Genomic DNA, 19,842 nt, shown 5'->3' on the forward strand with positions numbered 1-19,842 from the left:
AGTGGTGCCCGGGGCCGGACTTGAACCGGCACGAACTTGCGTTCGAGGGATTTTAAATCCCTTGTGTCTACCTATTTCACCACCCGGGCGATACCAAATTTTTATGGAGGCGGGTCCCGGAGTCGAACCGAGGTACACGGATTTGCAATCCGCTGCATAGCCACTCTGCCAACCCGCCTTCATTTGTTATCTTGGAGCGGCACACGAGGTTCGAACTCGTGACCTCGACCTTGGCAAGGTCGCGCTCTACCAACTGAGCTAGTGCCGCTTTGTTTGATAACTTATCGACTTAGCTTCGCTTTAAGTGCTTGCCCCGTCGATGTGCTGTGCATTTTAGCGAGGTTATTTTTATCGTCAACAAGAAATTTCAAACTTTTTGTCTGTTCGCCTGAAAAACAGCCAAATTTTATAAATTTCCACCAATATTGCTTTTCTTTTGTCCAGTTAGGAATGGCCAAGCAGCTCGCAAGTATGAAACCATCGACCAAATCGTAAGCACAACAGCAATATATAACAAAACTTTCGAAGCACTTACCATCCATGGCTGATATTGCCACAATAATCCGGTAATCGCTGTCATTTGTGCAGCAGTTTTATATTTTCCTAATTTACTGACAGCAACACTCGCTCTGCTACCTAATTCTGCCATCCACTCTCTAAGGGCCGAAATCACCACCTCACGGCCAATAACGACCATAGCAGGCAGACTTATCCAGATCGAGTCATAATGCTCTACAAGCACCACTAAGGTGGTTGTAACCATCACTTTATCAGCGACTGGATCTAAAAATGCGCCAAAAGGTGATGTTTGCTTTAAACGCCTCGCTAAAAATCCATCAAAATAATCCGTTACCGCAGCGACTACAAAAATTGCTGCTGAGGCAAAATAAGCCCAGTGAACAGGTATGTAAAACGCGACAAGAAAGAACGGAATTAAAAACAGACGAAAAACAGTTAATATATTTGGAATTGTATTCATACGGATGTCGTTCTTATAACAATTGCTTTATGTTGCCTGTTTGCGGCTATTCTTGCAATCGATCAACGATAGTTTGTGCGAGAGTTTTGCTAATCCCTGGCACTTTAGCTAATTCATCGGCACTGGCGCGTCTAACCTCTTGTATTCCACCCATAAATTTAAGAATACTTTGGCGACGTTTTGCACCAATTCCCGGTATCTCTTCAAGAAAACTATGCTGGCGCGCTTTATCCCGACGGTTTCGATGCCCGGTAATCGCAAAGCGATGGCTTTCGTCACGAATATACTGAATCAAGTGCAAGGCGCTCTCATGCTTTTCAAGATGCACAGGGCGCTGCGCTCGACCAATGAGGAGTGTCTCAAGACCAGGCTTGCGGGTAACCCCTTTGGCGACGCCAACCACCAATGGTTCATTGGCAAGCTGCAACTCATCTAGAGCTGCAAAAGCGGTGCTTAACTGCCCTTTCCCGCCATCAATAAATAGAATATCAGGCATATCAGCATCATCAGTTTGTTTGCCATAACGACGTTTTAAAGCTTGCGCCATGGCTGCATAGTCATCGCCACCGGTAATACCATCAATATTAAAGCGTCGATACGCGCTTTTTTTCGGCCCGTCTTGATCAAATACCACGCAAGAAGCGACCGTGCGTTCGCCTTGGGTATGGCTGATATCAAAACATTCCATACGCCGAATAGGCTCGGAACGGTCCAAAAATCGCTGCAGTGCGGCCAAACGAGTCGCCGCTGTCGATGCTTCAAGAAGCTTACTGGTAACCGCATTTTGGGCATTATCATTAGCAAGTTTTAGCAGCCGAACTTTTTCGCCCCGAGTTGGTTTGTGGATCTGAACTTGATGACTGGCTCGTTCAGTTAAAGCTTGCTGCAAAACCTGCCATTCCTCATCGTGATAGCCAACTAAAATTTCTTTGGGTAACTGACCATCACGCTGCTGAGCAAGATAATACTGGCTAACAAATCCTTGCAATACTTCGTGTAACTCAGTGTCTTTAGGTACTTTGGGATAATAACTGCGACTTCCCAATAATTTGCCGTCGCGAAATAGCATCAAATGAACACTGGCGATGCCATTGCGATAGTCAAAGCCGACAACATCGGTTTGGGCAGCATTGGTTCCTGAAACCCATTGCTGCTCTTGAACCCGGCGCAATGCTTGGATTTGATCTCGAAAGCTTGCCGCTTTTTCAAACTCGAGCTGATTACTAGCCTGCTCCATTTCATGGACCAAGCGTTCAATCACTTCATCGCCTTTACCGGATAGAAACAATGCTACTAAATCAGTTTGCTTTTGGTAATCTTCATCGCTGACTTTAGCGCAGCAAGGGCCGCTGCATCGACCAATCTGATATTGCAGGCAAGGACGGGTTCGATTGGCATATTCGCTATCACTGCATTGGCGAATAGGAAAGGTCTTTTGTAATAGAATGAGACTTTCACGCACTGATTTACCACTGGGATAAGGGCCAAAATATTTACCCTTTGCCCGCTTATGGCCGCGGTGCAGTGCTAAACGAGGATGACGGTGATCGCTTAAAAGAATATAGGGGTAGGATTTGTCATCGCGCAGGACAACATTATAACGAGGCCGATATTTCTTGATCAGATTATGTTCAAGAATTAAGGCTTCCGTCTCGCTATTGGTGATAGTTGTTTCAATATAAGCTATCTGCCGCACCAAAGCTGCTGTCTTTGGACGGTCAACACGCTTACGAAAATAACTCGACAAACGCTTTTTTAAGGACTTTGCCTTACCGACATAAATAACCTTATCGAGGCTATCATACATCCGATAGACGCCAGGCAGTGCTGGCGTCCTATTTAAAAACGCTGCAGAATCAAACTCGCTCATCTACAATTTTTCGGCGTCTAAAATACCATGACGAATTGCTAAATGAGTTAACTCAACATCACCACTGATATTTAATTTATTAAATAATCGATAGCGATAACTATTCACCGTTTTTGAACTTAAGTTCAATTGCTCAGAAATATCGGTTACACGCACCCCTTTGGTAATCATCAACATGATCTGCAGCTCTCTTTCAGAAAGCTGAGAAAAAGGATTCTCACTATCAGAGGAAAATGAACTAAGGGCTACTTGCTGCGCAATCTGTGGTGACAAATATCGTTGCCCACAGCTTACCGTCCGAATTGCGTTGAGCATTTCATCCGGTGCAGCACCTTTTGTTAAATAACCAAATGCCCCAGCTTGCATCACTTTGCTAGGAAACGGATTTTCTGTATGAACGGTTAAGACCACAATTCGTGTATCGGGATCATAACGAAGGATTTTCCGAGTCGCTTCCAAGCCTCCGATCCCTGGCATATTCATATCCATGAGCATGACATCAGCATGGTTCTGGCGTGACCATTGGACCGCCTGTTCCCCGCTTTCTGCCTCGCCAACGACTTTCATCCCTCGTGCATCTTCTATAATGCGACGAATCCCTGTGCGCACCAATTCGTGATCATCAACTAGATATACGGTAATCAAGCGTACTTCTCCGCACAGTAAAATTATCTTGTTAGACCAAATATGGATTACTTGGCAATTTTAGTATTCCTATAGCTGTCAATGATGATACAGAACAACATTATCAAAAAATTCTGTCAGCTTTTTAGGATATCGACAATGATATTATCAAGCTTTAGGCAACATCGCGACTAAAACAGGCCTTTATATATGAAATCCTTTATGTCTGTATAAACTCTTGTTCATTACCTCACAAAAATGCAAACCATCATATAAAAAGAGGACTTATAGGCACGAAGAAGTCTTAAGTAGAAAGAAATTATCATTTCAGGAAATGGATTAGCAAAAATAAAATTAATTTGCAAGGGGTAAATAAAAAGGCCATCACAGATTGTGATGGCCTTTTCAAAATAGATGGCGGAGGAGGAGAGATTCGAACTCTCGGTGGGCTATTAACCCACGCCGGTTTTCAAGACCGGTGCATTCAACCGCTCTGCCACCCCTCCGCAGCAGATGGGGCGCATATTAGCTATTGCCTTTTAAGTTGTAAACCCCTAAAAAGCGTTTTTCTTAAAAGTTTGGCTTGTTTGGTCTCTTTTTACTCAAAAATACTCAAAAAAGCGATTTATTCAACATTTCACAAAGTGAAAGCAATTGAGAGTGCTTAGGATTAACGACGAAAAGAACAAGAATAGGCGAACTAGCTAAAAAGCCATAAACAATACAAAAATGTTTGCTAAAGAATTAATTTAAAGGTGATTACTAGGAGAAAAACAAGAAGAGAAATGGCGGAGGAGGAGAGATTCGAACTCTCGGTGGGCTATTAACCCACGCCGGTTTTCAAGACCGGTGCATTCAACCGCTCTGCCACCCCTCCGCAGCGGGAACGAATAATACCGATAACTAGCATAAACGCAACTATTTTTTACGTCATTTTATTCAACCGCTCATTTTTACGTCAAAACACTTGATAGTTGGGAACTTCATCCACATATTTATCTCTAAGAAGTAAGTCGTGACAAGTTTTTAGTCCAATAGCTGTTATATTCATTTGGATAAATATGTATACTGGGTTAAATGCTTGAGTAATCAAGAGTGAGGAAACTCTATGAACCAATATCGCAGTGTTGACTACAGCTCCGTAGGCGTACGGACCAATGTAAATAAAGTCTTACGTAACACCTATATGCTGTTAGCTTTAACATTGGCTTTTTCAGCCGTTGTTGCAGGCGCCGCAGCTGTATACATGTTACCGCCTCCAGGCATCATCATTACGTTAGTTGGATTCTATGGCCTATTGTTTGCTGTAGAAAAAACTAAAAATAGTGCGGCCGGGCTGGTTTTTGTCTTTTTGCTAACTGGCTTTATGGGCTATACGTTAGGGCCAATTATTAACCTGCTCCTTAAAACTGGTGGGACGCAAATTCTAATGACCGCTTTTGGCGGCACCGCGCTCACGTTCTTTGCACTATCAGCTTATGTGCTGATTACACGTAAAGATATGTCATTCTTAGGCGGAATGATGACAGCAGGTTTCTTTGTCATTTTGGCATTGTTTGTAGCTAGTTTATTCTTGCATATGCCAATTTTATACTTAGTATTAAGTGGCCTGTTTATCCTGTTTTCTTCAGGCGCTATCCTGATGAAAACAAGTGAAATCATTCACGGTGGCGAAACGAATTATATTTCGGCTACAGTGACTATTTTCGTCTCTTTGTACAATATTTTTGTAAGCCTGCTCAATATCTTAATGGCAGCTCGAGACTAGTCACATATCGTTTATAGTTTAAACGCCCCTTCTGGGGCGTTTTTTTATCTCTTAAGTTTATGCAACGATTACTCAACTATTTAAAACCACCTCGCATTGGCAATTCACAATTTGGTATCGCTACCAAAGCAACTGTGCTGATCGTCATATTTTTGCTTGGTCATTATCTAAATTTCTCACTCGTCTATTTGTCTAGTTTAGCGTTTGGGGTTGTAGCTGCGGCTTTAGCCGATCACCCAGCTTTGTATGTACAACGCATTAAGGCGATTGTTGTCATGTTGGGCTGCTTTGCACTCGCATCTTATTCCGTTACCCTGCTCTACCCGTATCCATGGTTATTTGCAGCAGGCATTTTTAGCTCAACATTTTTATTTATTATGTTGGCTAGCTTAGAAGTGCAATTTGGCCCAATCGCGATGAGTGCGCTAATTCTAGCTATCTATACGATGCTTGGTTATGGCCAATACTCAGGCCATGAATGGGATCAACCGCTGTTTTTATTACTTGGCGCCGGAAGCTATATTCTGTTGTCGGTGATAATTAATGTAATCAAACCAAATCAAAGCCTTGCGCAAAATAGCTCAGAGTTCTTCACTCTGTTAGCCAAATATCAATCGCAAAAGGCACAATTTTTTGCCAATAACCACAATGATCAGGTATTGCGTTTAAATTTAGCCAAACTAGCCAGTCAAACAGCTGCAGCTTTAGCGCAAATGCGTAAATTACTAGTGATTCGACAAGCACAATATCAAAAAGCAAACCAACACTCTCACTATCTGGATCTGTTCTATAAAGCCCAGTTGCTATTTGAACGAGTAGTTTCATCACATGTGAGTTACCAGCAATTAAACGATAAATTAGCGGGGACAGATATTTCACAGCGGCTTTATTACATTATGCAGGGATTAGCTAGACGAATTAGCTTTCAGGCAAAACCAAAGCAAATCCATGATCGCCTAAAACATGAGATTGCAACGCTCGCTCAATATTTACGTGGTGACTATCAGCTAAAAAAAGCACTCGGTGATGTGGAGCATAATCAATTAAGCTTTATGCTTACTAATCTGAGCGAGATGGAGCGTTTAACTCGCGAAGAGGTCTCTTTTCCCGGACAAGAGTTTAAATTTGAGGCGCTCTCCAAACTGAGTTGGACTAGCTTTTGGCAACGTATACGCCAGCCAAAAAGTCTGTTATTTCGTCATGCCCTGCGCCAAGCTCTATGTATGCTATGCGGCTACGGCATCATCATGCTATTACCTTGGCCATTACATGGGCAAGACTTCTGGTTACTGCTCACCACTTTACTGGTGATAAAGCCCAATTACTCCGCCACAAGACAACGCCTTGCGGAGCGAATTATTGGTACGTTAATTGGTGTTGCATTTGCATCTGCACTGCTAATGATGCACATCCCAATCTGGGCAACTATCACCATCACAGCGATAAGTGCGCTACTCTTCTTTTGGTACTTTAGTCATCGTTATGCCATTGCGGTGGTAATGATCACTGTCTTTGTCGCACTGGCTCTGCAACTTTTAGGAGTTAAATCGGAGCTCACCGTAGGCATTCGTACAGCCACAACGCTACTCGGTGGGATCCTCGTTTTTGTCGCGGTTCGTTATATTTGGCCAGACTGGTTACAAAATCATACAGCCCGAATCATTAGCGATTGGTTAAGCAAAGTGGCTCATTATCAAGATCTCATATTCAACCACTATCAAACGCATCAAGCACGTGAAGATGAAGAGTACCGATTAGCGAGATTTCATATGCATTTAGCCGAAGCCGACGTTGTAACTCACCAGCAAGCGCTCATGGCTGAACCTGCGACGAAACGCCAAGACGTATTGGCCATTTATCAGCTCACTGGATATATGCATGCATATTGCGCTCATCTAAGTGCATTGGCACTATACCGCGGCAGAACACTCAGTGATCAGGCGACATATATTATTAATCACATTGGTCAGCAACTGCATGCACAATTGCAAATGCTGCAAACCTCACTTTCACACAGTGAATCAGAAAGGACTGCATTCATCGAGTCAATTCAGTTAAAATTACGCGAATTAATTCCTAATTTACACGGAGAAGAATTACTAATTGCCTATCAGCTCCAGCAGCTCAGTGAGAATCTTCAGCAGCTGCATCGAGCCCTAAAGATTAGTTAATTCTGCCATGGCTATATTTAAATTATGTTAGAGTTCAACGGAAAAATCTTAGAAACAGATGCAGAAGGATATCTGCTGGAAAGTGCGCAATGGAGCGAAGAATTAGCACCGATTATCGCCCAAAAAGAGGGAATCGAATTAACTGAGCCTCATTGGGAGGTCATCCACTTTGTTAGGGACTTCTATCTAGAATTTAATACCTCTCCAGCCATTCGTCCATTAGTGAAGGCCATGGGGAAAAAATATGGTCCTGATAAGGGGAATAGCCGTTATCTTTATCGCTTGTTTCCCAAAGGTCCAGCGAAGCAGGCCACCAAAATTGCTGGCTTACCAAAGCCTGCGCGCTGCATCTAATGACATGTTTATGCGCGTTTTTACAGACGCGCATAAATGTTACTCAAAAATAATGAGGGCTCGGCGATTTTGTTGCCGCCCTGATTGGGTTTTATTCGTCGCTACAGGGTCTAACTCACCTTTAGAGGCAATCGTTATCTGTTTTGAGGAAAACCCCAACTGCTGCATATATGTTTGAACGGCTTGGGCGCGGCGCAGACCAAGTTGCTGATTATAGACAATAGAACCAACAGAGTCGGTAAAGCCTGTCACTTTGACCAATAGTGTTGTTTTATTATCCAGCAAATTCACCACACCATGTAATTTTTGCTTTTGTTCTCTCCCTAATCGCGATTGGTCAAATGCAAATCGAACCGTAATGGGATGGGTTGTCGTTCCAGTAAAATGCTCCTGCCCACTATTTTCGATATTCAGTAACTTCACCTGATAATTATCGCGCTCGGTAGCAATTTTATAGGTAGCAAAACCATGTGTTGAGCTTGCATAACTTGTTACACACATCGCGCTGGTGAGTGATATAACACTGATAATCTTAAGTGTGAACAATTTTAAGTTAGCCATTAGTCTGAAGCCTCACTGCTATAATCATGGGTATATAAATGCCCAATTTCTTCGGTGATAAGAGATAAAATTTTAGAATAGATATCTTCGTAACTGGTAGCCGTGAGAATATCGTTAGAGTCAGCACATTCGGCAAGTCCAGGATTTTCACTGGTATCATAATCAAACCCAATCACTGCAATTTTTAAAGTTTGTCCTTTGTTCGTAAATTGCTCTCGCAGATAATCACAAAGACCACTATCGTAATAGCCTAAACTCAAATTACTGTCTGTATCCTCACCATCGGAAAGGACAATAATCAGATTATCGGTATTTGAGGAGGTTTTATTTAACAGCATCTGGGCTGCAGGGATAATTCCCTGACTTGATGAAGTGCTACCACTTGGGAAGAAGTTTTCAATTTGATTGGTGATACTATCAAAATCATCGGTTAAAGCGATATTGAAAAAATACCCTGTATAGCTACAGTTATTACGCCAATCGGTACCTGATGTATAGTTAGCACAACCTATATAGTTGCGGATTTTGTAGTTTCTATCTCGCGCATCTTCATGATCACTTGAATTCCACCAGTCAGAAGCATCATCTTGGTAATCCCAATAATCATATTCCCAGCTGTATGATGTTGAGCAACTTGTGCTACCGCCACCATTATGATTATGCCCATTACCATTGCCATTACCACGACTTGTGCATGTTTCTAACTCTTCGCCCAAAGTCCAGTCAAAATATTCTTGTACAAGCTGTTTATTAGGCTCTGCTGAACCTAATTCAGGAACACCGTCCGGATATTCGGTATGTAGGTTATAACCATCGTCATACAGCTCTGTTGCGCTAAAAGAAGGAGACAATGTAGTCTGCTGAGTTGGCCCTGTCACACCTTGGCTTGTTGAACCCCACCAATTGCTTGATCCAGAACTATAAGAATATGAATTAGAGGTCAGTTCGTCATCATCAATCGTTTTGTTGTATTCACTATAAGGAACAATTCCAACATAATTGCGATCGCTACTATCTGAGCGCTCGGCTAGTTCATTATAGCTGTTTAGGGTATCGTTAATACTCTCAATAATATCGATAACCCCCGCATATTTAGCTTTGTTATCGCTACCGAAATCATCCAACATGGACCCCGACATGTCGGTTACAAAAACAACATCCACAAACTTTTGCTGATACTTACGAGTCACAGCATTATTAACCAGTGTTTGATTTTTATTAAAGCCAGCGACAATATCACTGCCTGGAAAACAGCTTAAAAACGACGTGGTAACCTGCACATTATATTCGTTAAATTGCAGGCCTTCCTTATCATAAACTTCAGCGACCCCACACTCATCGCCATAAATTTCTTCGCAACTTTGTGAGGTAATCGTGATATCACTATCATCAACATCCGCATCACTAATCGTGGCATTGATGTAAGCTTTCACTCTATCTTTATCATCGTCGTGATCGACTGCTGCAGCAACCGCTAACGAGGCACTTTCTAAAACATCGCTTAACCGAGCTGACGTGGTTAAATAACGAGTTCCTTCAATGGCCAAGGCAAAAAAGCCGAAAAAGAACGGAAAGATGATTACGAAAACAATCGCGGCCACGCCTTTTTGATGCAGATATGCTTTCATCATCGCTAACGCCCCAGAATAATTGAATTAGAATGGATCCACTCATAATCTTCCCCAACTAACTCACCGAACCAGTTATCGGTGCGATAGCAGAGCGTTACCTGAAAAAGAGGCGCACGGCGGTCTTCATTCGTAATTGGAGAGAGTGATGTAGCGATAGACTTAAGGTTATTACTTGGCTCACATGTTTGCGTGGCACCGCCTTGAGTATATTCTGTTTCGGTTAAAGTCGGTGAGTCGGTATCACCAGAAAAACTCACCTGTTGATAAACCCCACTAAAACGAGATGTATCATAGCTTGGCATGGTACGGGTTAAAGATGCTTCGACAATTTGATTAAGCGTTGATATTTGACTAGCTGAAATGGTGCTATCTTCATCATAAAGCTGAGTTCGCTCTTTTAATACGCTTACAGCTGAATAGCTCATGCGATCCAGCATGCCTTGTGCAGACTGTTTGATCACCATATCTCCAGTAAAAACAATTACCCCACTCATAAACAGTGCGACAATTGCAAACTCGATGGTGAAGACCCCTGTAGGGCGTCTAATTGTAAAATTTATCCCGTTCATATTCCTGGACCACAAAAACTTCCCTTTTCAGGCTCAAGTCAGAAGATGAATCAAACAAATTATACAATGGCGTAAAATCATAACTTGCCTGATAAACTGCAATAGGCGCATCTGTTTCACTTGACGCGACACCATTGGATAAACAATTCCCACTAGAATCATTCGTATGTTCATCATCGCTATCATCACAGCTTCCCACTAGCTTATCTAACGAGCTGTAGTAATAGACATTCATATGAAACTTATCAAAATCGATAAAATTTGCCCAAACACCCGCTTGTTCTTTTAAGTGCGTTTTAAACTGGATCTCATAAGCTGATTGCTGGCTAGTGCTACTGTCTGCCTCATCACGGCTTGTTTGGGAGGGGATGCTGGCCCGAGTATCTCGAGCTGTTTCAGCTAATGTATAATCAATAAGTCCTGAGATATAACCTGCATAAGCCATCTGAGCCCATACGAAAAACATCAACATAAAAAAGAAGAAGCCCATTGCAAACTCAATTGAAACAACTCCTTTTAAACGATGTTGATTCATGGTGCACTCCTGGACTGCTGGTCATGATCGCTTTGCTCAAGTTGATGATAGACCATATTTGCCTCGCTAGAGTCACCATCAGCATAGACTTGTTTAAACAAACTATCCTGATGCGTTTTAGCTAACGCGATTAATAAATTTGAGCGAATTTTTTTATCAGCTTGACCATTTTTGTATAAAGGTAGCAGCAAGTCGATGGCATCAAGATACTTGTGCTGGTAAATATCAATCATTGCTAAATTATTGAGCACGATTGTATCGTCATACATCAACTCACGAGCCTTATTAAACGCACTTCTCGCTGAGGTAAAATCGTTCAAATTCGCATCGATAATCCCTTGTAGATTATATAATTTTGCTTGTTTAGGACTTAAGGTAATGGCGGTATTCACCTCAGTGAGTGCATCAGTTAATTTGCCTTTTTGATAAAGACATTGCGCCATTAAATAATGCACTTGTGAATTAGGCTGATAGTGCTGTTTTAGAATTTTCAGTTGAAAGAGCGCCGATTCAACATCACCAGAGCGATAATAGGTCTTGGCTAATTTGAGTCGAACTGATTGGCTATCTGAGCGCTCAAGCTGGCTTTTATAATACTGAATTAATCCCGGATAATTCTGGGCTTTAATCATCAACTGGACTTTTTCTGCGTCGGTTAACGGTTTATCTGAAGTTGTCCCCACAACCGAAGTCACCCGAGAAGCTGAGTCTGAAGCCCTACTTTGCATGAGACCATGGTTGCTACCTTGCATGGAACATCCAGTTAATCCCACAAGGAGCAATGAGGCAAAAACGAGATTTTTTCTTTTAATGAAAGCCATGATAAAACAACCTCATTACACCAGGAGCTGCAATTAAAATAACGATGGGTAACATAATGAACAGAATTAATGGGATAGACATTTTGGCAGATAGCTTGCCGACTTTCTCTTCCAAACTCAGCATCTGAATTTCACGAATATCTTTTGCTAAGGTCAGTAATATCGAATAAATGGATGTGCCATAGTGCAAACTTTGATTAATGGTATGTACAAATGAGCGCATCTCTGAGCTTGGAACCCGCTCGTATAACTCATCTAAGGATTTAGCTAACCCAACGATATGCGATCTATCCGTTGTTTTTTTCAACATGTATGCTAAATCTTTATCAAAATTAGCCACTTCTTTTGTCAAATAGATAAAAGCAGCTTCAATGGTCATCCCTGTTTGGACACACACACCTAATAAATCGATCAAATAAGGCAAATTTTGCGATATTTTTTTGGTCAGCTGTTTTTTACGTTGCTCGAGATAAATATCAGGCGCGATGATGAAAAAGATCATCAAAACAGCGATCACCGCAATCATATTGAAATAACTAAGATCTAAAACGTGGTGATAAATAATGACTAAAACCGTCGAAATCAGAAAGAAACCATACTTAATGGGGAAATAAAAGTGAACATATCTTTCTTCATAAAAACCCGCAGCAATAAGCTTTTGACTCAGCTCTTGCTGATTAATGCGCACGACATTTCTACTAATTTTTAAAACTGTGTCTTTCCAAGTGTAATCATGATTTTTTCGCCCCATAAAGTTTTTAAGCTTGCGTTCTCGGGCAAAAGCTCTAAGCGATAAAGTCACGAGCACAGCCAAAATCAGCGATGCGGAGGTTACAATGATGAAAAGAGAAAATGTACCGATCATCATTTAATCCCTCTCATCAGCGCATAAATGATAATCATCCCAACCGCTTCACTGGCTAAAACGTAATATAAAATATAGCGTCCCAGCTCATCATGAAACACATAGTTAAAATTATCTGGCGATAAAAACCGCATAATGATCATGAATGCAAAAGGAATAACAAAGACGATTTTTGCTGACATTCTCGCTTCAGAAGTCATAGCACTTTTCTTCTTCTCAAGAGAGCGCGCATCAAACATCACTCGGTTGAGCTGAGAAATAATATCCCGAAGTTGCCCACCTCGTTCGATATTTGCCCTTAATGTAATCGCAAAAAAGATAAACTCAGGGAAAGGGAAACGAACACAAGAACGCTTTAAAACAATGTTAGGTGGCTCTCCTATCTGTAAGCGCTCACCCATCCGCTTAAACTCTCTGCCAACATCATTGTTCATCTGACGCCCGACATAGATAATGGCATGCATCAGGCTCTCACCTGCTGATACGGCACTTGCCAACAGATTTAACGCATCAGGGAAGTTGTCATTAAAATGCTTCCAAGCTAGATGGTGCAAAATAAAAAGGCCAACGAGACTTGCAAAAATAAGTGTAGAGGGGATAACCAAAAGATCAGGTAACCCAAAGAAGTAGTGATTAATTGCGATCACAAGCACAAGAGCGAGAACATAAAAGCCCAAGATTTTATAGTAGGCATGTTCACCCAATGGCAAAATAGTGCTTGTTAAGAATGCTTTTATCCGCTGAGAAATAGAAATATGAGTGAGTGCCTTAAGATTAATGACACTTTGATCAATCATTTCCGGGACAAGTTGTTCATTTTTTTTATTTGTAAAAAAATCAAGCTTTTTGCGTTTATGACGAAGCTGCAGCATCAAAACCAAGATACCTAAAATAATGGCTGCAAATCCCAACAAATAACGCATTATGCCACCCGACCAAAGACTTGATTAAGTTCATCTTGCAGTCCAAAGAAACGTGCTTTTTCAACTAAAACAGAACGCTGCATCAAACCCGATGTCATATAACGGCCAACAACTTTGCCTTCACTCTGAATTGAGTCTGGTTGAAAACGGAAGATTTCTTCTAAAACAACTGATTGCCCTTCGATACCGACCACCTCACTAATGCTCATTAATCGCCGACTACCGTCATGCAGACGAGAGATCTGGATAATAAGATCAACGGCACTGACGATGGTGCGGCGAATTGCTTCAAGTGGTAGTGAAGATGTTGCCATCATCACCATGCTCTCAATACGTGAAACTGCATCTCGAGGAGAGTTTGCATGAAGGGTTGTCATTGAACCATCGTGACCGGTGTTCATTGCTTGTAACATTTCAAACGCTTCGGGGCCACGGCACTCCCCCACAATCACACGGTCTGGACGCATACGAAGAGAGTTAATGACCAGTTGTCGCTGACCAATCGCTCCAGAGCCTTCAATGCCAGCCGTTCGAGTTTCAAGCCGTACAACATGCGGTTGCTGCAGTTGCAACTCTGCTGCATCTTCGATGGTGATGATTCGCTCTTTTGTCGAAATATAATTCGACAAAGCATTTAATAATGTAGTTTTCCCAGAACCTGTACCACCAGAGATAACGACGTTTAAGCGACACCTAGCAGCAATGGCAAGTAATTGGGCCATCTGCGGACTCATAGAACCATTTTGCGCCATATCTTCTAGACCAAGTTTTTGCTTTTTAAACTTACGAATAGATATAGATGTACCATCGATGGCAATGGGCTCAGTTACAATATTAACGCGGCTACCATCGAGCAAACGAGCATCGCACATAGGAACCGATTCATCCACTCGGCGCCCTACTCTAGCCGCGATTCGTTTCGCAATCTCTAGAACCTGCTGCTCATCGACAAAACTAATTTCTGAGTGTTCAACCAAGCCATTGCGTTCAATAAAGACATTATCCGGGCCATTGACCATAATATCAGTGATACTATCATCGTCCATCAACGGCTGAATTGGACCAAGACCAATGAGCTCATTACGCAGATTATCGACAAATTCATTGCGCACTAATCGTGGTACGGGTAACCGCTGCTGGCTAATCAATAAATCAACCGCTTGACCGAGCTGCTCTTGCAACTGAGCAGGGGATAGAGTCGTCAACGCTTCGGCATCAATGACATCAAAGATACGGTTTCGCAGTGCTCGATAAATATCTTTATTACTAGCCAATTAATTGCTCCTTGGATAACTCATCGTTTAAGATGAGAGCCCATCAGCGAGGTCATTTTCTGGACAATATTCGATTTAGAGGCTTGCTCTCCCATAATGAGTTTGACCAGATGCTGTAAAGGTTTAGCGGCCTTAGTTTTTGAGTTATAAATATGTTTTTGATATAACTTCATCTGATTTATTTGTGGGACAAATGGAATCGTAATATCAACTTTAGAACCAAGATACTTTTCAATTTCAACAAGAGTCATGGAATTAAACTTCTCAGGCTGACGTTGATTTAAAACCACTAAAACACGCAAGGGGTGATCCAATTCAACCCGCTGTTTTTTGATTTCGTTGACCACTCGACCCGCATCCCGAACGGATGAAACAGAAGGTTCGATTACAACGATTAAACTATCATAGCGGTTAATCATCCACGACAAATGGCGACTAAAGTCAACGCTTGCAGAGAGATCTTCCACCACGAAATTGCTATCTTTAGCAACTAATTCAACGATATTGTCGGTTAAATCACGCATCTCTTCGTGAGAGCGACTCTCGCCATCAAGAGCCAGATAACTTAACCTGTCAGTGATATCACTTAATAATGCCTTTGCTGCGGTGGAATCTAGCGATGCTGCGATGGTTCCCGTTTGCAGGGCTCGTTTGGATAAATCATCTTGCGCCAGCATCACATCTAAGTTGCCACCATTATAATTATGGTCAACCAGCACACACATAGCGCTCTTGCCATCTGCGAGTAAATAAGAGATTTCAGCAGCGATTAATGATGTCCCAACACCGCCTTTAGAACCATATACGCCAATATACTTCGCTTTACGATTTTGCCCGGGACCTCGCTGCCGAAGCCGGTTATCGGCAACCCCTGTCACAAAATCAATCAACTCTTGTTTCGATACAGGCCAGAACAGGTAATAAAAACCAAGCTCTTTTAATGAGCGAATCGTTGAAATAGCATCCTCTTGACCTATAACTATCACGGATGCGTGGTTTGGTAGCATTCGGCTAATCCGACCAGCATCTTTAGCAACATGTAGGCTATCATTAAGTTCAAGAAGCACTATCTCGGGGTTATTCTCCTGAACGTAGTCAGAGATAACCGAATCTTTATTTTCTCGAATATCAGGAACTGTATACCCTTCGAAACGATATGCCTCAGCAACCAAATCAGAACAATTTTGGCTTTGGTAAAAAAGCACAGTCGAAGCCATATTTTTTGGCTTCGAAGGGGCAGCCTCAGTTTTTAATAATTCAGAGAGTTCTAATACAGCCATAAACTAGTGACTCCCGGCTTTAAGCATGTGTTGCGGATAAACCATCGATTGCCAACGAAGTAGCGTCACTGCACACAAGTCACGATGCTGGTTTTCGCCAAACTGATATAGCACTTTAGGTCCATCACAGCTTTGAGCCTCAACCTGATATTGAACCATCGAAACTCTAACGCCTAAATTTTGATTCATAACCAATTTAATATGATCTTTAGGTGTGCCCTGTTGAATCAACCAAGCTTGAATAGCGTGCGCTCGTTCAGAAAAAGATTTAGCCCCCTCGATCACCACGGGATTAACCCGTAATAAGGCAAGGCTTGCACTAAGCTCGGTTGTAATAGATTGCCACGCACCGCGACTTAAAGGCTGGTTAAATTGCCAAGTTGTCACTTGTGGTTTTAATGTCATCTCAGGGCCTTGATAAGGACGCATGCTACACGCTGATAATCCTAAGACGACTAATATCGCTATGATCCAATGTCTCATTGTTTAAAACCTCCGGATGCATAGACCGCTCTCGTTGCAGGACTACTCGCTGATAAATCGACACCAAACCACCGACTTAACGTAGAAGTCGTTTGCATCGCAGGTAATCGAACATCCTCAGCAGCAATCGGTTTAACAAGGTTAACCGTTGCGACAATCACTAATTCAGTATTACGACGAGTTGTCTCGGTATAACGAAACATCGCTCCTAAAATGGGAATGTCACCAATGAATGGCACTTTTTGCAGTGTTTCCTGCTCATCTTTACTTAAAAGTCCACCTAACACGAAACTTTGCCCATCACCTAGCTCAACGGTTGTTGTGGCTTTTCGGGTTTTAAATGCTGGCACATCAGCCAGCTCAGATGTATACGTTGAATCTTGCGCACTCACTTCAGGAGATAAAGTAAGGCGTATTTTTTTATCATTAAGTACCTTAGCGCCAATACTCAGTTTAACTCCGTACTCTTTATAGGTGACCTGATAGGAGTTATCGTAATTTGTGACGATAGGAAGCTCACCACCAACAAGAAAACTCGCCGTTTCTCCAGAAATCACTGATAAATTAGGCTGAGCTAAAATCTGACCGACTGTATCGTTATCCAAAGCAGAGATGAAGCTTGCGATATTACTGGCATTAAAACTTTGTAGGTAGTTAAAAAATTGGCCATTTCCCTGGAAACTATCATCAACCATAGATCCCCATTTAGCCCCCAGCTGTTTAATATAAGCTGTTGAAACTTCGGCAACTGAGAGTTTTACGTTGACCTGTTTAATTCCACCCACTTTGAGATTATCAACGATTCCGGAATATGTAGTCTTTTGCAAATAATCAAGTGAGTAGTCACTCTCAGAAGAGCTACTTCCACCACTTGATGAAACTGACCCAGCACTTTTGAGCGATACAGACTGACTTTTCGATGCACTTTTATTTAAAAGCACCCCAATCAGCTCGACAATAGCCTCTTTAGTTCCGATATCAGGAACTTCACCACTGACCACAACTTGAGTCCCGATATTAGCTACATTTATAGCTAAATCTGGATAATGGATGGCAATTTGTTGCTCTATCTTTGCCATACTCTGATTGACGATAATTTGCCGATTGAGCAATGTCTGCCCTGCTTTATCATAGATAATTAAAGATGTTGTTCCGACAGCTTTTCCAAATAAAATTACCCGGTGTCCGTCCAAGACCCTATAGTCTGCAATTGAAGGGTTTGATATAAAAACGGTATCGGCTAACTCATCAGTGTGGATAGTCTTCGCACCACCAGTGCTCAGAGATAATATAGCCGCGAATCCACTTTGGCTCAGACACACCCCAACTAAAAGCAATCCTAGCCTTAATACTTTCATCATATTAGTTAACCTGACTCTGGGTTTGGGTAGCGGCTCCGCGCAATTCTTTTACTGAACTATAGCTTGGCAAAATATCGCGAACGACAACATCATGGTAGATATCCTGAGAAGAAGTGCCCGTGTGGAAGACATAAATCTTACCAACACGCAGAGCAATAATAAGTTTAGCAACTTGCTCTTGGGAAAGTGCAACCAAAACACTGCTCGGTTGGTTTACGTCTTTATTTTCACTAATGGCGACCACTTTTACGCCCTTAAACAACATTGAGACAGACAAGTGATCGACATTATTAAAGGAGCTTGCACGGACATTCACATTACTTCCAGGAGACGAGAGCAACATTACATCAATTAAATTCGTTGGCCGAATAGCCATACTTTTAAGGTCACTGGTAGAGATATCAATCGGGTAAGCGACTTTGTCAGCTGGCGTAATTAATTTGGCATAATCGTTATTTTCTGGAGCTGCAATATCAACATTACTAACAACATCACCATATTGAATCGTATGACGAGCCACCATATCAGGCACAAAGCGAACCATTTGATCGTGCATAACATGATATTGGCGAGCTTTAGAGATAGGTAGTTCGACTAGTTCCAGTTGCGTCGCATCGACAGGTTGGCCTTTTTGAATGACTTCTTTGGCACGCCAAAATTTAACTTTGGGCTCCACTTTTACAACCGATTGACTCGGCTTGCTTTGAGATTCCGTGCGAAACAATCCACTAAGTGAAGCCACACCCAAAAAGATCGCAATAAAAGCAACTACAAAAATAATTTTTGAATTCACGATACTAATCCATGAGCATCCATTGAGGTTAACCACAAACACATCCACCCGGCTAAAGATATTGCCGGTATTAGTGGAATACCGCGGCTACGCTGAGCTTTCCCTAACCAAAAACCTACTGAATATATACTGCATGTTACAAGTACTAAGCAGGCTAAGAAAAAAACAAATAATTCAACATAATGAGGTGCAATCACTAAAATAAGCATAGCAATCAATTTACTATCTGCGCCACCTAATAGATGCAAATTAGATAAAATAACACCAAGGAATAAAATAATTCCGGCAAATAATATATTTTGCGGGTATCTTTTCTCTAATAAAAAGAATAAAGAAAAAATCAATAGAAGACTAAATAATCTTAAATTACTTACCTTTCTATTTTTGATATCTTGGATCGAGACTAAGATTAAAAAGAAAAAAGCTAAACATAAAACTAACATTTTCATGACAGAACACCCATCCATAAGCATTCTGCCATGAATAAAATGCCATCCTCAAGTTCAAGTAACCACAAGTACAGTTTCACACGTATATCGGACTGGTACCTACATTAAACCTCTTAGTCGCCACCGGCATCTTCCGAGGCCGTAGAACCAGAACTATTCGAGGCATCAATATTTGATGTAACAGTACTCATAGCACCACTCAGAGCAGTTTTTAACGAACTATCTGATGCACCAAAAACTGAATACACAATAGCAGATACAGCCACTGCAAGAATCGCGTACTCAATTGCTGTTACAGCTAAGTTATCCTTCCAGAAATGCTTTAACGCCTGTTTCGATTTAACAGCACCAGTTAATAAAACATTCATTTAAAATTCCTCAATAAATTTATTACCTTGGGTTATCCATTACCCTATTAGTTGGATAACACAACTACTTTTTGACTTTTCTAGTTTAAATTTACCTTATGAATATCTTATTACATACGGGTAAACCACTATTGAAGTAAATATTATCTATAATCTTTATTCT

At 41.6% G+C, this 19,842-nt stretch carries 20 protein-coding genes and 5 tRNA genes; 3 read left to right on the top strand and 22 right to left on the bottom strand.

Annotated features, from left to right (window positions below; all coding sequences use genetic code 11):
- Positions 1 to 2 precede the first annotated feature (2 nt).
- From ABTQ23_RS09105 to ABTQ23_RS09140, 8 genes are all read right to left on the bottom strand, one after another.
- Positions 3 to 89: transfer RNA gene (locus ABTQ23_RS09105), tRNA-Leu, on the bottom strand.
- 15 nt (positions 90 to 104) lie between these two features.
- Positions 105 to 178, bottom strand: a tRNA-Cys gene (locus tag ABTQ23_RS09110).
- 14 nt (positions 179 to 192) lie between these two features.
- Positions 193 to 268: transfer RNA gene (locus ABTQ23_RS09115), tRNA-Gly, on the bottom strand.
- A 138-nt stretch (positions 269 to 406) separates the two neighbouring features.
- Entirely contained in the window at positions 407 to 979 is a 573-nt protein-coding gene (gene pgsA, locus ABTQ23_RS09120) for a CDP-diacylglycerol--glycerol-3-phosphate 3-phosphatidyltransferase (protein ID WP_408615395.1), read from the bottom strand.
- A gap of 46 nt (positions 980 to 1,025) precedes the next feature.
- On the bottom strand, positions 1,026 to 2,849 hold the full coding sequence (uvrC, locus tag ABTQ23_RS09125; protein ID WP_408615396.1) for an excinuclease ABC subunit UvrC: 1,824 nt from the start codon (positions 2,847 to 2,849) through the stop codon (positions 1,026 to 1,028).
- Positions 2,850 to 3,494 carry a UvrY/SirA/GacA family response regulator transcription factor gene (uvrY, locus tag ABTQ23_RS09130; protein ID WP_131910992.1) on the bottom strand — a complete coding sequence of 215 codons (645 nt, stop codon included), beginning with the start codon at positions 3,492 to 3,494 and terminating at the stop codon, positions 2,850 to 2,852.
- Positions 3,495 to 3,888: 394 nt separating this feature from the next.
- Positions 3,889 to 3,979 (bottom strand) — tRNA-Ser (locus ABTQ23_RS09135).
- 280 nt (positions 3,980 to 4,259) lie between these two features.
- Positions 4,260 to 4,350 (bottom strand) — tRNA-Ser (locus tag ABTQ23_RS09140).
- Positions 4,351 to 4,581: 231 nt separating this feature from the next.
- Here ABTQ23_RS09140 and ABTQ23_RS09145 point away from each other — a divergent pair.
- The 3 genes from ABTQ23_RS09145 to ABTQ23_RS09155 are packed head-to-tail and all read left to right on the top strand — an operon-like array spanning position 4,582 to position 7,766.
- Positions 4,582 to 5,241 carry a Bax inhibitor-1/YccA family protein gene (locus tag ABTQ23_RS09145; protein WP_408615397.1) on the top strand — a complete coding sequence of 220 codons (660 nt, stop codon included), beginning with the start codon at positions 4,582 to 4,584 and terminating at the stop codon, positions 5,239 to 5,241.
- 59 nt (positions 5,242 to 5,300) lie between these two features.
- The gene (locus ABTQ23_RS09150; protein WP_408615398.1) at positions 5,301 to 7,412 is read left to right on the top strand and encodes an FUSC family membrane protein; all 2,112 of its coding nucleotides are present in this window, start codon (positions 5,301 to 5,303) and stop codon (positions 7,410 to 7,412) included.
- Between the two features lie 24 nt (positions 7,413 to 7,436).
- On the top strand, positions 7,437 to 7,766 hold the full coding sequence (locus tag ABTQ23_RS09155) for a TusE/DsrC/DsvC family sulfur relay protein (RefSeq protein WP_408615399.1): 330 nt from the start codon (positions 7,437 to 7,439) through the stop codon (positions 7,764 to 7,766).
- A gap of 39 nt (positions 7,767 to 7,805) precedes the next feature.
- Here ABTQ23_RS09155 and ABTQ23_RS09160 read toward each other — a convergent pair whose 3' ends face one another.
- From ABTQ23_RS09160 to ABTQ23_RS09225, 14 genes are all read right to left on the bottom strand, one after another.
- Entirely contained in the window at positions 7,806 to 8,327 is a 522-nt protein-coding gene (locus ABTQ23_RS09160; RefSeq protein ID WP_408615400.1) for an OmpA family protein, read from the bottom strand.
- Positions 8,327 to 9,958, bottom strand: coding sequence for a vWA domain-containing protein (locus ABTQ23_RS09165; RefSeq protein ID WP_408615401.1), 1,632 nt, complete (start codon positions 9,956 to 9,958; stop codon positions 8,327 to 8,329). The genes ABTQ23_RS09160 and ABTQ23_RS09165 overlap by 1 nt, the downstream gene beginning before the upstream one ends.
- A gap of 2 nt (positions 9,959 to 9,960) precedes the next feature.
- Positions 9,961 to 10,527: a tight adherence pilus pseudopilin TadF gene (gene tadF, locus ABTQ23_RS09170; RefSeq protein ID WP_408615402.1), complete on the bottom strand. Its 567-nt coding sequence runs from the start codon at positions 10,525 to 10,527 to the stop codon at positions 9,961 to 9,963.
- The gene (locus ABTQ23_RS09175) at positions 10,502 to 11,062 is read right to left on the bottom strand and encodes a hypothetical protein (RefSeq protein ID WP_408615403.1); all 561 of its coding nucleotides are present in this window, start codon (positions 11,060 to 11,062) and stop codon (positions 10,502 to 10,504) included. Before ABTQ23_RS09175 ends, tadF begins: the two co-directional genes overlap by 26 nt.
- Positions 11,059 to 11,814 carry a tetratricopeptide repeat protein gene (locus ABTQ23_RS09180; RefSeq protein ID WP_408615404.1) on the bottom strand — a complete coding sequence of 252 codons (756 nt, stop codon included), beginning with the start codon at positions 11,812 to 11,814 and terminating at the stop codon, positions 11,059 to 11,061. Before ABTQ23_RS09180 ends, ABTQ23_RS09175 begins: the two co-directional genes overlap by 4 nt.
- A 55-nt stretch (positions 11,815 to 11,869) precedes the next feature.
- The gene (locus ABTQ23_RS09185) at positions 11,870 to 12,745 is read right to left on the bottom strand and encodes a type II secretion system F family protein (protein WP_408615525.1); all 876 of its coding nucleotides are present in this window, start codon (positions 12,743 to 12,745) and stop codon (positions 11,870 to 11,872) included.
- Between the two features lie 2 nt (positions 12,746 to 12,747).
- On the bottom strand, positions 12,748 to 13,671 hold the full coding sequence (locus tag ABTQ23_RS09190; protein ID WP_408615405.1) for a type II secretion system F family protein: 924 nt from the start codon (positions 13,669 to 13,671) through the stop codon (positions 12,748 to 12,750).
- Positions 13,671 to 14,945: a TadA family conjugal transfer-associated ATPase gene (locus ABTQ23_RS09195; RefSeq protein WP_408615406.1), complete on the bottom strand. Its 1,275-nt coding sequence runs from the start codon at positions 14,943 to 14,945 to the stop codon at positions 13,671 to 13,673. Before ABTQ23_RS09195 ends, ABTQ23_RS09190 begins: the two co-directional genes overlap by 1 nt.
- Positions 14,946 to 14,965: 20 nt before the next feature.
- Positions 14,966 to 16,225, bottom strand: a complete 1,260-nt coding sequence (locus ABTQ23_RS09200; protein WP_408615407.1) for a CpaE/TadZ family protein — start codon at positions 16,223 to 16,225, stop codon at positions 14,966 to 14,968.
- A 3-nt stretch (positions 16,226 to 16,228) separates the two neighbouring features.
- Positions 16,229 to 16,708: a hypothetical protein gene (locus tag ABTQ23_RS09205; RefSeq protein ID WP_408615408.1), complete on the bottom strand. Its 480-nt coding sequence runs from the start codon at positions 16,706 to 16,708 to the stop codon at positions 16,229 to 16,231.
- Positions 16,705 to 18,069 (bottom strand): type II and III secretion system protein family protein, encoded by a 1,365-nt coding sequence (locus ABTQ23_RS09210; RefSeq protein WP_408615409.1) that lies wholly within the window; start codon positions 18,067 to 18,069, stop codon positions 16,705 to 16,707. Before ABTQ23_RS09210 ends, ABTQ23_RS09205 begins: the two co-directional genes overlap by 4 nt.
- 1 nt (position 18,070) lies before the next feature.
- Complete coding sequence (locus ABTQ23_RS09215) at positions 18,071 to 18,862, bottom strand: CpaB family protein (RefSeq protein ID WP_408615410.1); 792 nt, start codon at positions 18,860 to 18,862, stop codon at positions 18,071 to 18,073.
- Positions 18,859 to 19,311, bottom strand: a complete 453-nt coding sequence (locus ABTQ23_RS09220) for a prepilin peptidase (RefSeq protein ID WP_408615411.1) — start codon at positions 19,309 to 19,311, stop codon at positions 18,859 to 18,861. The genes ABTQ23_RS09215 and ABTQ23_RS09220 overlap by 4 nt, the downstream gene beginning before the upstream one ends.
- A gap of 113 nt (positions 19,312 to 19,424) precedes the next feature.
- The gene (locus tag ABTQ23_RS09225) at positions 19,425 to 19,679 is read right to left on the bottom strand and encodes a Flp family type IVb pilin (protein ID WP_408615412.1); all 255 of its coding nucleotides are present in this window, start codon (positions 19,677 to 19,679) and stop codon (positions 19,425 to 19,427) included.
- Positions 19,680 to 19,842: the final 163 nt, after the last annotated feature.

Origin of the sequence: Celerinatantimonas sediminis (genome assembly GCF_046054195.1) — a bacterium.
Lineage (GTDB): Bacteria > Pseudomonadota > Gammaproteobacteria > Enterobacterales > Celerinatantimonadaceae > Celerinatantimonas.